Annotated in this window: 17 protein-coding genes; 9 read left to right on the plus strand and 8 right to left on the minus strand. The window is 70.9% G+C overall.

The features are described 5' to 3' along the window. Positions 1-3 precede the first annotated feature (3 nt). Both AB0H71_RS01880 and AB0H71_RS01885 read right to left on the minus strand, forming a co-directional pair. Positions 4-447: a hypothetical protein gene (locus AB0H71_RS01880; RefSeq protein ID WP_357013840.1), complete on the minus strand. Its 444-nt coding sequence runs from the start codon at positions 445-447 to the stop codon at positions 4-6. Between the two features lie 170 nt (positions 448-617). After that, a complete protein-coding gene (locus AB0H71_RS01885) occupies positions 618-1,502 on the minus strand; it encodes an RNA polymerase sigma-70 factor (protein WP_357013842.1) in 885 nt (294 codons plus the stop codon). 155 nt (positions 1,503-1,657) lie between these two features. Here AB0H71_RS01885 and AB0H71_RS01890 point away from each other — a divergent pair, with 155 nt between their 5' ends. After that, positions 1,658-2,137 carry an NAD(P)H-binding protein gene (locus AB0H71_RS01890; protein WP_357013845.1) on the plus strand — a complete coding sequence of 160 codons (480 nt, stop codon included), beginning with the start codon at positions 1,658-1,660 and terminating at the stop codon, positions 2,135-2,137. An 11-nt stretch (positions 2,138-2,148) separates the two neighbouring features. On the opposite strand, the gene AB0H71_RS01895 is transcribed toward AB0H71_RS01890, so the two are convergent. The 4 genes from AB0H71_RS01895 to AB0H71_RS01910 form a co-directional block, all read right to left on the minus strand. Next, positions 2,149-2,292 carry a hypothetical protein gene (locus AB0H71_RS01895; RefSeq protein WP_357013847.1) on the minus strand — a complete coding sequence of 48 codons (144 nt, stop codon included), beginning with the start codon at positions 2,290-2,292 and terminating at the stop codon, positions 2,149-2,151. A 58-nt stretch (positions 2,293-2,350) separates the two neighbouring features. Next, positions 2,351-2,557: a hypothetical protein gene (locus AB0H71_RS01900; RefSeq protein ID WP_357013849.1), complete on the minus strand. Its 207-nt coding sequence runs from the start codon at positions 2,555-2,557 to the stop codon at positions 2,351-2,353. Positions 2,558-2,702: 145 nt separating this feature from the next. Next, the gene (locus AB0H71_RS01905) at positions 2,703-3,911 is read right to left on the minus strand and encodes an acyl-CoA desaturase (RefSeq protein ID WP_357016103.1); all 1,209 of its coding nucleotides are present in this window, start codon (positions 3,909-3,911) and stop codon (positions 2,703-2,705) included. Positions 3,912-3,940: 29 nt separating this feature from the next. Continuing rightward, positions 3,941-4,105, minus strand: coding sequence for a hypothetical protein (locus tag AB0H71_RS01910; RefSeq protein WP_357016235.1), 165 nt, complete (start codon positions 4,103-4,105; stop codon positions 3,941-3,943). Between the two features lie 499 nt (positions 4,106-4,604). On the opposite strand from AB0H71_RS01910, the gene AB0H71_RS01915 reads away from it, so the two are divergent. From AB0H71_RS01915 to AB0H71_RS01945, 7 genes are all read left to right on the plus strand, one after another. Next, complete coding sequence (locus AB0H71_RS01915; protein ID WP_357013852.1) at positions 4,605-5,420, plus strand: SigB/SigF/SigG family RNA polymerase sigma factor; 816 nt, start codon at positions 4,605-4,607, stop codon at positions 5,418-5,420. A 344-nt stretch (positions 5,421-5,764) separates the two neighbouring features. Continuing rightward, complete coding sequence (locus AB0H71_RS01920) at positions 5,765-6,706, plus strand: helix-turn-helix domain-containing protein (RefSeq protein ID WP_357013854.1); 942 nt, start codon at positions 5,765-5,767, stop codon at positions 6,704-6,706. A 42-nt stretch (positions 6,707-6,748) separates the two neighbouring features. Next, positions 6,749-7,270: a DUF2231 domain-containing protein gene (locus AB0H71_RS01925; RefSeq protein ID WP_357013856.1), complete on the plus strand. Its 522-nt coding sequence runs from the start codon at positions 6,749-6,751 to the stop codon at positions 7,268-7,270. Positions 7,271-7,343: 73 nt separating this feature from the next. Beyond that, a complete protein-coding gene (locus AB0H71_RS01930) occupies positions 7,344-8,051 on the plus strand; it encodes a hemerythrin domain-containing protein (protein WP_357013859.1) in 708 nt (235 codons plus the stop codon). A 120-nt stretch (positions 8,052-8,171) separates the two neighbouring features. Continuing rightward, positions 8,172-9,134: a ferritin-like domain-containing protein gene (locus tag AB0H71_RS01935; RefSeq protein WP_357013862.1), complete on the plus strand. Its 963-nt coding sequence runs from the start codon at positions 8,172-8,174 to the stop codon at positions 9,132-9,134. Between the two features lie 21 nt (positions 9,135-9,155). Beyond that, positions 9,156-9,671 (plus strand): DUF1360 domain-containing protein, encoded by a 516-nt coding sequence (locus AB0H71_RS01940; protein WP_357013865.1) that lies wholly within the window; start codon positions 9,156-9,158, stop codon positions 9,669-9,671. 124 nt (positions 9,672-9,795) lie between these two features. Further along, positions 9,796-11,625, plus strand: coding sequence for an NAD(P)/FAD-dependent oxidoreductase (locus tag AB0H71_RS01945; RefSeq protein WP_357013868.1), 1,830 nt, complete (start codon positions 9,796-9,798; stop codon positions 11,623-11,625). 54 nt (positions 11,626-11,679) lie between these two features. On the opposite strand, the gene AB0H71_RS01950 is transcribed toward AB0H71_RS01945, so the two are convergent. Next, on the minus strand, positions 11,680-11,826 hold the full coding sequence (locus AB0H71_RS01950; RefSeq protein WP_357013870.1) for a hypothetical protein: 147 nt from the start codon (positions 11,824-11,826) through the stop codon (positions 11,680-11,682). A gap of 21 nt (positions 11,827-11,847) precedes the next feature. Between AB0H71_RS01950 and AB0H71_RS01955 the strand changes: the two genes are divergently transcribed. Then, positions 11,848-12,573 carry an HAD family hydrolase gene (locus AB0H71_RS01955; protein WP_357013873.1) on the plus strand — a complete coding sequence of 242 codons (726 nt, stop codon included), beginning with the start codon at positions 11,848-11,850 and terminating at the stop codon, positions 12,571-12,573. Here the strand turns inward: AB0H71_RS01955 and AB0H71_RS01960 are convergent. Continuing rightward, complete coding sequence (locus tag AB0H71_RS01960; protein WP_357013876.1) at positions 12,560-13,834, minus strand: hypothetical protein; 1,275 nt, start codon at positions 13,832-13,834, stop codon at positions 12,560-12,562. The genes AB0H71_RS01955 and AB0H71_RS01960 overlap by 14 nt on opposite strands. Between the last annotated feature and the right edge of the window lie 234 nt (positions 13,835-14,068).

Below are 14,068 nucleotides of genomic sequence, written 5' to 3' on the forward strand. Positions count from 1 at the left end.
GGGTCAGCAGATCTTCGTCGCGGGCCCGCCGCCGGCCAGCACCCGGCCCGCCTCGGTCACCGTCGCCGAGACCTTGATGCAGGTGCGGCCCGGCGCGAACACCTGCGGCGAGACGTGCCGCCCGGTGCGCGCGGCGGTGCGCTGGTAGAGGATGTCGGTGGCGGCCACCGCGATCAGGGTGTGCACCTCGGCCGCCGGGTAGGGGTTGTCGATCTCCACCCAGTTGGTGTTGCAGGCCGCCGAGCGCAGCACCCGCAGCGTGAGCGCGGTCGTCTCGCCGCGCTCGTCGGGCAGCGGCAGGTTCGCCGTCACCGTCGCCTTCGCCGCACAGCCGGTCGCCACCGGGTCGGTCCCGTTCAGCGACATGTCGGCGCCCGCGGGGCCCGCACCGAGCACACCGCACAGCGCGAGCACCGCACCCACCGTGACCATTCCTGACCTGCTCACCTGACCTGCCTTTCGACCGTCGTCCGATAGTTCCGGGACTGTGTCGTGGCGGTGCGGTGCGGTGTAACGGCCGGGCGAAACATTTCGCGCGGTTCGGGTGCGCGGCCGACCCGCGGTCGGTATCGGGGGCGCGGACCGGGGCGATCGAGCCGGTACCCGCTGTCCGGGCCTCATCGCTCCACCGCGATCTCCCGCTCGAGGCGGGCGAGTTTGCGCGGGTTGCGCACGTAATAGAGCCCGGTGACGAGCCCGTCGTCGATCCGCGCCGCCACCACGCCGTCGAGCTCCCCGTCGACGCGGATGATCAACGCCGGCCAGCCGTTGACCTGCGCGGCCTCGGCGGAGGGCTGCCCGCCCAGCCAGCCGGTGCCGCCGCGCAGCACCCGCGCGACCCGATCCGCGCCGATCACCGGCCGCGGCGTCGCCCGCACGACCCCGCCGCCGTCGCCGAGGAAGACGACATCGGGGGCGAGGACGGTGAGCAGGCCCGCGAGGTCGCCGGTCTCGACCGCCCGCTGGAACGCCGCCAGCGCCGCGCGGGTCTCGGCGGGCGAAGTCGCCCCGCGCGGCCGCCGCGCCGCGACATGCGTGCGGGCGCGGTGCGCGATCTGGCGGACCGCGACGGGGGTCTTCGCCACGACCTGCGCGATCTCGTCGTAGCCCACATCGAACACCTCGCGCAGCACGAAGACCGCGCGCTCGGTCGGCGTGAGGGTCTCCAGCACCAGCAGCATCGCCATCGACAGGTTGTCGGCCAGCTCGACCCGCGCGGCCACGTCGGGCGCGGTGCGCAGGGGCTCGGGCAGCCAGGGGCCGACATAGGATTCCCTGCGGCGGCCGACGGCGCGCAATCGCCGAATCGCCTGCCGCGCGGTGATGGTCACCAGCAGGGCGCGCCGATCCCGGACCGCGGCGAGATCGACCGCTGCCCACTGCAGCCAGGTCTCCTGCAGGACGTCCTCGGCGTCGGCGGCCGAGCCGATCATCTCGTAGGCCACGGTGAACAGCAGGTTGCGGTGGGCGATGAAGGTATCGGTCGCGGAATCCTCGCTCATGGACGCTCCTGTCCATCGACATCGTCACCCATCGGTGGCGCGCCGGGCCCGCTGGGTGACAGCCGAGCGGGGTGGCGCTCGTCACCCCGCCCGGTTGTCACGGAGACGGACGCTCCAGCCACCTGTGTGCATCCGCTCCTCAGGAAGGTTCGCCCATGCGTATCACTGTTTTCGGTGCCAGCGGCCGCACCGGCCGGCTGCTCGTCGGCCAGGCACTGGCCGCCGGGCACCGGCTCGCCGCCGTCACCCGGCAGCCCGAGTCCTTCCCGTTCGGGCACGATCGGCTCGAGGTGATCGGTGCCGATGTCCTCGACGCGACGGCCGTCGACGCCGCCGTGGCGGGCAGGACGCTCTACGCCGACATGCGGCGCATGGAGGCCGCGCTGCGCGCCAGCGACCTGTACTGGACCGTCGTCCGCCCCGGCGGCCTCTACCACCTGGCCGCCCCCACCGGCTACACGCTGGTCGAGGGCCACGCCGACGGCAGGTTCACCGCCCGCGCCGACCTGGCCGCCTGCCTGCTCGCGCTACTCGACGGCGACCGCTACCTCCGCGCTACGGTCGGCGTCGTCACCACGGTCGACAACCCACCCCTGCTCCGGTGGCTGCGCCGCGAGGCCATGTCCGGAGCCTGAGCCGAGGCGGCTCAGCGGTCGCCGGATTCGTCCTCGTCCGGCTCGGTGAGTTCCGGCGCGTGTTCGCGGGTGGCCATGCCGCCGTCCCGGCCCTGGTCGGTCGGGCCGGGACGGCCGCCCTTCGGCTCGTCGTCGGTGTTCTTCGGCTCGGTCACGGCCGCTCCTCTCGTCGGGTACCGGTGGTGGTACCCCGGAGCGGCCGGGGTGAACAGGTCAGCCGTTCTCGGTGACGGTGGTGTCCGGGTGCCTGCGGCTGGTCTCCGGCTTGACGAAGTGGCCGGTGATGGCCGATCGGTCGCGCCGGTTGTCGCCGCCGTGCGCCTCGTCCTCGCCGAGCGTGGTGCGCGGGTTCCGCTCCGCGGTCTCCTCGCTCACGTACTCTCCGGTCTCCGCCGAACGGTGGCTCTCCGCCATGGTCATCGCCTCCTGATACCCGAATGTCCTTGCACACGGGGGGATGCCACGGGAAACCGGGGGAAAACGTGGGCGGCGCAGTCCGTTCGACCGGGAATCGGTCGAACGGACTGCGCCGCAACGCTTTCGGACAGTCGAAATTTCCGGAGTGTCAGCCCCGTGCCGCGAGCTTGTGCAGCGCGGTGCGCAGCCCGGTGTGCGGCCGCCCCGGAATCCGGACCGGCGGCAGCGGGGCGTGCGCGAACTTCTGCTCGGAGGCGGTCTCCGGGGCGTCGTGGCTGTCCGCCTTCAGGAAGCGGTCCGGCAGCGAGAGCTTGTGGATGGTGCGCAGCGTGAGCAGGTACTGGGCGAGCAGCGGCCCGCTGGTGTAGGGCAGGTCGTAGCGCTCGCACACCGCCCGCACCCGCACCGCGACCTCGGCGTACCGATTGCTCGGCAGCTCCGGGAACAGGTGGTGCTCGATCTGGTAGCAGAGGTTGCCGCTGAGGAAGGCGAGCGTGCGCCCGGCGTCGAAGTTGGCGGTGCCGAGCATCTGGCGCAGGTACCACTCCGCGCGGGACTCCTGCTCGGTGACGCTCGGGTCGAACTTCTCCGCGCCGTCCGGGAAGTGCCCGCAGAAGATCACCAGGTACGCCCAGACATTGCGGATGATGTTGGCGGTGGCGTTCGCGGCCAGCGTGCGCTTCCAGCGCCGCCCGCTCAGCAGCGGCAGCACCAGGTAGTCCTTGCCGACCTGGCGCAGCATCTTGGTGCGGATGGCGGCCAGGTGGCCGCGGCGCTCGCGCTTGCTGATCGAGCGGTCCAGCTCGGCGTAGAGGCCGTGCAGGGCGATGCCCCACTCGAAGGTCAGCGCGAGCAGCAGGTTCTGGACCGGCGCCAGCAGGTGCGCCGGGCGCCACTCCTGGTCCCTGGTCACCCGCATGATGCCGAAGCCGAGATCCTCGTCGTGGTCCAGCACGTTGGTGTAGACGTGGTGCTGGTAGTTGTGCGAGTAGCGCCAGTGGGCGGAGGCGCCCATCATGTCCCACTCCCAGGTGGCGGAGTGGATCTCCGGATCGTTCATCCAGTCCCACTGGCCGTGGCCGATATTGTGGCCCAGCTCCATGTTCTCGATGATCTTGGCGAGCGCGGTGCCCGCGGTGCCGAGCACGAGCGCGGTGCGCGACCGGCCGAACACCGTCAGGGCGCGGGACACCACGTCCAGGACGCGCTGGGCGGCGATGGTGTGCCGGATGTAAGTGGCATCCTTCGCGCCGAGGCTGTCGGTGATGTCGGCGCGGATGGCGTCGAGTTCGCGCCCGAGTTCGTCGATGTCGGCGGGGCTCAGGTGCGCGTACGCACCGACCTGGGTGATGGCGATGAGGATTTCCTCCCGGGTTGCCCGGCGGGTCAGCGCCGGGGGCGGCGGCTCGGGGTGGGTTCGGTGTCGCGCGGCTGCGCGGAGCTCGGGTTGCTGAACACCGGGGTCGGCACCGCGCCGGTGTCGGGTTGCTGCTCGGTCTGCTCGGCCGCCGGGGCATGGCTGAACAGGTCGGGCACGTAGTTGCTGGTCACAGGGTCCTCGGAATCGAATAGGGGGGAGCTGCGCTCCGGGTGTTCGGGCCGGCGGGATCGAGAGGGGCCGCCGGGTGGTCGCGGCGTGAGCCGTGGTCCGGAGTACTCCTGTCCTGATCGTGCCGTGCGCCGATGGGCTCCGGCGCCGTGCGCCGAGTGGGGGCCGCGATTCGTCTGCCGGATGCCTCCACCCTACCCGGCCCCGCCCCGGGCTCCGGAGCGGCGCGGCGTGAGCGAATCGGACAAAAACGGACATTTTACACTCGGTGTTGCGGCGCAACGCTTTTCGTCGCAGCGTGCGGGGTCGTCGCAGCGTACGGGTTTCGCCGGGAGCCGATAGCGAGTAGGGTTCGGACAGTAAGGCCGCCGCGAGCCGATGATTCGACACATTTCTTTCCGGTTATCGCGGGGCGGCCCGCCAGGAACCCCGCGAGTGGAGATAACCGCTGATACGGGTCGGGTAGGTCTTTTCTGAGCTTGACCAACGGAAGGTGCTCCCATGCGCCCGACGAACTCTGCTGTCCGCGCCCGGCGCGGTACCGACTCCTATGACGATCTCGAGCCGCGGCTGGCCGAACTCGCCGCGCTCGACGACACCGACCCGGCCCGCGCCCGGCTGCGCGACGAGATCATCACCGCGGCGCTGCCGCTGGCCGAGCACATCGCCGCCCGCTACGGCGGCCGCGGCGAGGCGCTGGAGGATCTGACCCAGGTCGCCATGGTCGGGCTGGTCCAGGCCGTCGATCGATTCAATCCCGGGCTCGGCAGCCCGTTCCTGGCCTTCGCGGTGCCCACCATCATGGGTGAGGTGCGCAGGCACTTCCGCGACCGGGCCTGGGGCGTGCGGGTGCCGCGCCCGGTCAAGGAGCTGCAGCAGCGGCTCGGCGGCACCGTCGAGCTGCTCTCCCAGCGCCTGCAGCGGATGCCGACGGCCCGCGAGATCGCCGCCGAACTCGACGTCGACGTGGTCGAGGTCACCCAGGCGCTGCTGGCCCGCAACGGCTACCGCTCGGAGTCGCTGGAGGCCATGAGCGCGGGCTCGGACGACTCCGGCTCCGCGCCCGCCTCGGTGGAGCAGCGCAGCGGCGCCGTCGACCCGTCCTACCGGCTGCTCGAGGACGCCATGACGATCGGGCCGCTGCTGCGTCAGCTGCCCGAGCGGGAGCGGCAGATCCTGACCTGGCGGTTCTTCGAGAACCTCACCCAGAGCCAGATCGCGGCCCGGCTCGGCATCTCCCAGATGCAGATCTCGCGGATCCTGAGCCGGACCCTGGAGCGGCTGCGCGACCAGGCGCTCGCCGAGCCCGCCGCCTGACGGGCGGGCCGCGCCCGCGTGCGAACCGGGCAGTGGCCCGCCCGCGGGCACTCCGTCCGCCGCATCGGTGTCGCGCACCTCCACCGTGGCGGACGAACACACCGTAGAACAGCGCGGAATGATCGGCAACATAATGCACTAAACATACTGTTGGTGAGTCAATTTCGGATAGAATGATCGTGATCCAGGGATCACATCGATGGGCTGCGGGCGACGACGCGCCCGCGGATGCGGTTGACTATCGGGAACGGTGTAGTTCACTGGAGTACGTCACGCGGTTCAGCCAGCAGCCGTGCGCGGGCGGGACGAACCCTGTCCCGGCACCGGACAGAGGGCGGTGACAGGTGCGGAGTCTCACGTTCGACAGCACGAACCTCGGCGAGACCGAGGAGTTCCTCAACCGGAACTACACCAGCATGCGGATCGGGAACGACAGCTCGCAGGCCACCGAGGCGCACGTCCGCCGCGATCTGCTCGGCCCGGTGCACCTGGACCGGCTGCACCTCGGCTTCGACATGGCCTACGACGCCGCGCCGCTGAACAAGATCTGCCTGGTCAGCGTGCACACCGGCGCGATCGAGGAGAACTACCACGACACCGGGCCGGACACCTTCCTGCCCGGCGAGGCCGGGCTGCTGACCCCGCACGACCTGCCGTACTCCGGGGTCATCCGCTCCGCGCGCTACGACATCACCCTGTTCGACCCCGCCCTGCTGGACCGGGTGGCCGCGCGCGGCGGCGAGCCGGTGCGGCTCATCGGTCACCGCCCCCTCGACGACGCCGCCAACCGCAGGCTCACCGCCGTGATCAAGCACCTGCGGCAGCTCGCGGCCGACCCCGGGTCCACCGACGACTCGCTCGTCGCCGGAACCGCCGCCGACTACCTGGCCGCCACCGTCCTCGCCACCATGCCGACCACCGCGCTCGCCGGCCCCACCGCCACCGACCGCCGCGACGCGCACCCCGACACCGTGCGCCGCGCCATCGCCTACCTGGAGACGCACCTGCGCGAGGACATCGCGCTCGCCGACGTCGCCGCGGCCGCCTTCGTCACCCCGCGCGCCCTGCAGCTGGCCTTCCGCAAGCACCTCGACACCACCCCGCTGCAGCACCTGCAGCGGCTGCGGCTGCACGCCGTGCACGAGCAGCTCACCGCCGCCGGGCCCGGCACGGGCCGGACCGTCGCCGGCATCGCCAGGGAGTGGGGGTTCGCGCACGCGGGCCGCTTCGCGCTCGCCTACCGGAAGGCCTACGGCCGCTCACCGAGCGCGACCCTGCGCGGCTGAATCCGCAGGTGTCGCGGCGGCGTGACGGGGTAGCTGCGCCGCATGGACCCGCATACCGCACTGCGCACCGCCGAATCCGCCGGACGTCTCGACCCCGCCGCCGCCCTGGTCGCCGACGCGGTCACCCGCGCGGTCGGGGAGGGCAGGGTCGCGGGGCTGCTCCGCGGCTCCTGGCTCGGCCACCCCGTGCACCCGCTGCTGGTGACCATGCCGATCGGCGCCTGGACCGCCTCGCTGGTGCTGCGCTCGCTCGGGCAGCCGGAGGCCGCGCGCAGCCTGATCGGGCTCGGCCTGGCCGCTACGGTGCCGACCGTCGTCACCGGCTGGGCCGAGTTCCCGACGCTCGGAACCGAGGCCCGCCGGGTGGCGCTCATCCACGCCGCCACCAACGCCGCGGCCGCCACCCTGTTCCTGAAGGCCTACCGGGCGCGCACCGGCCGGGCCGCGACCACCTGGAGCCTGCTCGGCCTCACCGCGATGGGCGTCGGTGGCGCGCTCGGCGGGCACCTGTCCTACGCCCTCGGCGCGGGGGTGTACCGCTACCAGAAGGGCGCGCACCGCTGACCCGCCCGCCCGGTTTGCCGGGAGCTGGGCCGGGGTAGGCGGTTGGCGATTCCCGGATCGAGAGGAGACGCCGATGGCCCGCACACTGGCCGACCAGACCGAGGCGGAGCTGGGCGGTGCGCGCAGCGTGCTCGTCCAGCAGCGCCGCGACCACCAGCACCTGGACCAGCTGCTGAACCGGATCGCCGCGACCACCGGCGCCGAGCGGCAGGAGACGCTCACCGCGCTGTGCCGGCTGGTGTTCCCGCACGCCTTCGCCGAGGAGGCGGTGCTCTGGCCGCTGCTGCGCCGGGTCCTGCCGGACGGCCACGAGCTGACCCTGCGGGTGGAGCAGGAGCACCAGGAGATCAACGAGCTCTTCACCGTTCTCGAGACCACCGAGCCCGACACCCCCGCCTACGAGGAGCTGCTGGAACGGATCACCGTCCTGCTGCGCGCGGACGTCCGCGACGAGGAGGACATCCTGCTGCCCCGGCTGCAGCAGGTGGCCGACGCGAAGACCCTGCGCCGGGCGGGGCTGGCCTGGCTGCTGGTGCGCCGCACCGCCCCGACCCGCCCGCACCCCGTCGTCGCCCGCCGCCCGCCTGGCAATTCCCTTGCCGCGCTGCCGCTCTCGCCGCTGGACCGCTCCCGCGACCGCCTCGACCAGCTCTCCCGCCGTGCCCCGGCCCGGATCGCGCGCGGCTGCGCGCGGGTGAGCCGCGCGCTGGCCGCCACCGCGGGCGCCGTCGAGCACCTGCCTCCGCTGCGCCGCGGCGAGGACCCCTCGACCCGCGCCTGATTTCGCTTGCCCGGCAGCCCGAATCGGGTTTCGCGGGCGCGAGCCGGGTAGTCGGGGGGTGCAGGCGCACACCGCGGTGCGCCGTCCTGCCCGCTCACGACACGTCGAAGGACGAACTCCATGAGCACACCCGATACCACGGCCCTGCTGACCCAGCTGCGCGCCGTCCGCGACCTCACGCACACCGAGATCCAGATCGCCGAGACCAGGACCGCCCAGGCCAGGACCGACGCCGTCCGGCGCGAACTCACCGAGAACGCCGAGAACGCCCGCGCCCGCGCCGACGCGATCGAGGCCGTCGTCCGCCAGCTCGGGGGAGTGCCGCAGCTGATCGGCCCGCTGCTCGGCCGCGCCACCGCCGCCGTCAAGGCGCTCGGCGAGCAGGCCCAGCCGCTGGACGAGGCGCTGCTCGGCGACCTCGCCCTGGAGCACCAGCTGCTCGACCGCGCCCGCTACATCAAGGCGCTCGCCGCCACCGCCGAGCACCCCACCGCCGAGGCGCTCGCCGACCGGCTGATCGCCGCGCACACCGCCACCGTCGACTGGCTCACCACCGTGCTCGCCGAGGAGGCGCTCGGCGGCCCCGCCGCGCTGCGCCGCACCCCGCTGCAGGCGGCGACCGGCACCGCGGTGAAGCTGGTGAACCTCCCGGTCACCTGGTCCGCGCGGCGCATCGACCGCGCGCTCGACACCGTCCGCGGCACCCGCCCCGCCGTCGGCCAGCTGCTCTCCCGCGGCGCGCACGCCACCACCGTCGCGACGAAGGCGGCCACCGCCGCCGGTGATTCCGCGCTGCGCACCGTCGAGCTGGTCACCACCGACGAGGGCGAGGACGGCGCCGCCGAGGCCGTGCACCGGGTGCGCACCGCCACCGGCCTGCTCGACCAGGGCGAGCTGCCCATCCCGAACTACGACCGGCTGGGCGCCACCGAGACCATCCGCGCCATCCGCGAGCTGGACGAGCCCGGCGACATCCGCGCCGTCGTCGCCTACGAGGAGGCGCACCGGAACCGGCACGGAGTCGTCTCCGCCGCCCAGACCCGGCTCGCGGCGCTCGCCGGGAACGCCGCCGGGCTCGACTGATCACACCGAGGAGAACGAACCATGCCGCAGGCAGACCCGCCCGTGAACGAGGAGAAGCGCCCGCTCGGCGGCTACCTCGCGACCATGATCGCCTACGGCATCGTGGTGCTCGCCACCACCCTGCTCGGCAGCGCGACCGGGCGGGCGCTGCCCCGCGGCATGAGCAGCAGGGAGCTGCTCGGCACCGCGCTCGCCGCGCACAAGGTGTCCCGGCTGGTCACCAAGGGCGCGGTCACCGCACCCGTCCGGGCCCCGTTCACCCGCCCCACCGGCGAAGACGGCGGCCCGGGCGAGGTGAGCGAGGCCCCGAGGGCGAGCTCCGGGCTCCGGCACAGCATCGGCGAGCTGCTCAGCTGCCCGTTCTGCCTGGACGTCTGGGTGATCACCGGCTTCACCATCGGCCACGTGTTCGCCCCGCGCGCCACCCGCCTGGTCACCGACGCCGTCGCCGCCCTGGCCGGCGCGGACTTCCTGCACCTGGCGTATGCCACCGCGCAGCAGATCGCGGAGGGGGAGATCCCGCTCGCCACCGGGTAGCGGAGGCCTCCGCGAAATGTGCCCCTTCGCGGAGGAGAATGGCATTGACGCTAGAGGGAAGCGTTGTTACCGTCAGGACACCGCACGGTTGGCGGCGGTTCAGCGCGCACTTCAGGGGCACTTCATGACCAGTACTCTCGATGCCACAACCGACCCGGCGCTCGATGGGGCCCGGCTATGGCTGGCAGCCCTCGACGAGGCCTTCGCGTCCCGCGACCGAGCCGCCTTCGAGGCGCTGTTCCTCGAGGAGAGCTTCTATCGCGATCTGGGCGCGCTCACTTGGAACTTCCGCCAGGCCGCCGGCCGCGCCGCGCTCATCGACCTGATCCTCGGCAGCGCCGACGGCACCAATCCGCGTGGCTTCCGCGTCGACGAGAGCAAGCCGACGGTGCCCGCCATCGCGCAGGAGGAGGGCGGCCCGCGGGTGCTCGAGGTGTTCCTCGCCTTCGATGTCGACGCCGGCACCGCCGACGGCCTCGCCTACCTCGTCGAGGACAGCACCGCCGCGACCGGCTGGCGCGCCGTCAACCTGCTCACCCGCATCGAGGGGCTGCGCGACCACGCGCCGCACTGGCCGCGCCGCGACCGCTTCGACGACACCCACCCCGATGTCCGCTGGTCCGAGCACCGCGACCGGGAATCCAGCTTCACCGACTCCGACCCCGACGTGCTGCTCGTCGGCGGCGGCCAGTTCGGCGTCATGATGGCCGCGCACCTGAACCGCCTCGGCGTGCCGAACGTGGTGGTCGACAAGCACGAGCGCATCGGCGACACCTGGCGCAAGCGCTACGAGTCGCTGCTGCTGCACCAGCCGCACGGCATGCTCTACTTCCCCTTCCTGAAGTTCCCGGACAGCTACCCCGAGTACATCCCGAAGGACAAGTTCGCCAACTGGTTCGAGGCCTACGTCGAGGCGCTCGACATCAACTTCTGGACCTCCTCGGAGTTCCAGGGCGGCAGCTACGACGAGGCGTCCGGCCGCTGGACCGTCCGCATCGCCCAGGCCGACGGCTCGGTCCGCGAGCTGCGCCCCCGGCACGTCGTGCTCACCACCGGCGGCAGCCAGAAGCCGCGCATCCCCGACATCGCCGGGCTCGCGGACTTCGCCGGCGAGGTCGTGCACTCCAGCAAGTTCGTCGACGGCAGGCACTACACCGGCAAGAACGTCCTGGTCGTCGGCACCGGCACCAGCGGCCACGACATCGCGCTCGACATCCACAAGCACGGCGGCACCTCGAAGATCCTGCAGCGCTCGCCCGCGATCGTGCTCGACATCGAGACCGCGAACCTCTCGTACGCGCCGTACAACCCGCGCGACATCCCCGTCGAGCTGATCGACATCCGCTTCATGTCCGGCATGGTGTACCCGCAGCTCAAGCAGAACTTCATCACCCAGACCGCGCTCGGCGACGAGATCGACAAGGAGCTGCACGACAAGCTCCGCGCGGCCGGCATGAAGATCGGCTCCGGCCCCGAGGACACCGGCTTCTTCTACAGCTACTTCCTCACCGGCGGCGGCTACTACCTCGACGTCGGCGCCTCGCAGCGCATCATCGACGGCGATATCGGCGTCATCCAGACCGACGACATCGAGACCTTCACCGCCACCGGGCTCCGGCTGCGGAACGGCGACGAGGTCGCGCTGGACGCCGTGGTGCTGGCGACCGGGTACGAGCCGATCGAGACCGCGATCGAGGAGTGGTTCGGCGCCGGGGTGCGGGAGAAGGTCGGCAAGGTCTGGGGGTTCGGCACCGACGGCGAGATCAACAATGTCTGGAAGCCGACGCCGCAGGACGGGCTGTGGATCATGCTCGGTGCCGTCGCGCAGGCGCGGTGGTACACGCCCACCACGTCGCTGCTGATCAAGGCGTATATCGAGAACCTGGTGCCGGAGGAGTTCCTGGTGGAGGGGCATCCGTCGCGGACGCCGAAGGAGCAGATCGTCGAGATCTGAACCGTCGCTGACTGATTCGAGGACCCGGGCGTGTGCCGTCCGGGTCTTCGCGCGTTACTCGCCGAAGGGCTCGGCGACCATCCAGTGCTCGACCAGCCTGCCCTCGCCGACCCGGATCATGTCCATGCCGACGGATTCGAGCGGTTGCTCGGATTCACCGTCGCGGGGTTCCCCCGCTGAGGCCGCGCCGTGTCTCGACACCGTCTGCCAGAATCTGTGGATATGGGTGACAAACACGCGGGCCTCATTGTCTGGGATGTCGACGGCACTCTGATCCCTGCGGATCTGCGGTGGCTCCGGCGAGCCGTCGCCCGCACCTATCACCTGACAGAGTCCGCGATCGTGTTCCCTTCGTCGCGTGTCCACGGCTACACCGACGAGTCCATCGTGATCGACACCGCCATTGCCTCCGGAGTCGCCGAGGCGAACGCAGAGAAAGGATTCGCCCGCTACGCCGACGTGCTCATGGACGTCATGGCCGAGGGTGAGGCCGAACTCGCCCGCGACCAGGCTGCGTACCCCGGCGCCGCCGATACCATCACGGCGCTGTCGGAGAACGGGTTCGTCCAGACCGCCCTCACCGGAAATCTGCGGACCTCTGCCGAATTCAAGCTGAAGGTCGCCGGTCTCGGCGCTGATCTGGATCTGGACCTGGGCGCCTTCGGTTCGGATGCGCGGGAGCGATTCGACCTCCCCGCCTTCGTCGTCGACCGGTTTCGAGAGCGGTTCGGTCATCCGCTCGACCCGGCACGAACTGTCATTATCGGCGATGCCCCGAACGACATCGCCACCGCTCGTCACGCTGGTTTCGGTGCGGTTGCTGTAGCGCACAGGTTGCCGGTCGAAGACCTGGCCCAGCACGCACCCGATGCTATCGTCGACCGGCTGGAGCCCGAAGCAGTTCTCCGGGCGATACGGACGGCGATGGAGTCGGTCAAGAACCGGTGATACCGGCGACCCGTGCTCGCATCTCGAGCACAGGCCGTTCATCCTGCCAGGGAGACAATCGTTGGATGGCATGTTGGGCCCGGTCGATTCCGCGGTGGTTGCCCATGGCGGTCAGCGCAGCGTAGGTGTCACCGAGAATCCTGCAACCCTCTTCCAATTCGCCGGACAGTGCGTAGGCACCTGCGAGGTCGACCCGAGCCGCGAGGTCGACATTCGGACTGTCTCCGGCGGTGGCGTTCAACGCTTCGGTGAGTGCTTGGATCGCGCGCTTCGGCTGCCCGAGGAGTAATTGGCACGTGCCCACGTAGACCTGGATGCGGGTCGCGTTCCAATCGCTGAACAGCCCGGCACGATCGGTACCGCCGATGTCCTCAGCGGCCCGTTGTGCACGGTATAGCGCGTCCTCGCATTCGACCCGCAGGTCGAGCACCGCATACGCCTGCGCTTGCTCGGCCGCAATCCGCGCCTGGGCGGCGGGTGGCAGCAGATCGGCGTCGGCGGCTGCCTCCTTCAGGATCCGGAGTCCGATCACGACATCGCCGTCGGAGCCGATCAGCGTGGCGGCATCGGAACGCAGGTTGCTCTCAAAAATCCGCGCGACCGCACCCATGGCACGGTTCTGGAGCCGATCGGCGAGTTTGCGGGCGAAGGCGCAATGTGTGAGCGCCATCGACCGATCGCCGATCGCGCTCCAAACACGGCTCGCTACAACGGAAGTCTCGCACAGCAGCGCACCGGCCCGCTGCTTGGCTCGAGCGTCCGTCGCGGCGTGGAACAGGGCGGCTACGGCATCCCGATGAGCTTCGATCGGGCCGATCAGCGCGTCGGGTGCGATGCTCTGACGTCTGCTCACCAACAGATAGGTGATGGCGGCGAAGCTCTCCAATGACCTGTCCGGTGCCGGTCTTGCTCGTATCAGCGGCTCGACGGCGGATATCGCTGCCGCCGAAGCCGCAAGCGTGCGCGCTGACCTCGCATGCCGTGAGCGCCATGCGGCTTCCCCTTCCACAACGATCTGATCGAATCGCGCCCTGTCCTCCGGGGTCGCGTGCCGCAGATAGACGCTATCGAGGATCGACTGCGTCAAAGACCTGGGTATCACCCTGCTCAGGCCCGAACGCCAATTGTTCACCGTGGTCGTCTCGACGCCGAGCAGCGCGGCGAAATCCCGGATCGATCTGCGCATGGCTTCTTGCAGCGCGGCTGCTTCGAATCCGGTCCACCCCTGCCCGCGAATATCCACCACCACAGTTTCAGGCATCGACCTGCGAGATGCTCACTGAATACCTACGGCACGCCACCACCACACGGGACTGCCGACAGCGCTGGCAGACCACGATCGAACCCGGAAACGTCGCAGACGAACCGGCGAGCCATACCGCCAACCGGATGTCTCCGACCATTCGAAACCGCCACCAGGAGGCCCACATGCGAAGGTCCGGACCAATCGAATCGGGCGCACCAACGATTAAGAACGAGAGCGAGAACCCGGGCA

Source organism: Nocardia sp. NPDC050697 (assembly GCF_040654395.1).
GTDB lineage: Bacteria > Actinomycetota > Actinomycetes > Mycobacteriales > Mycobacteriaceae > Nocardia.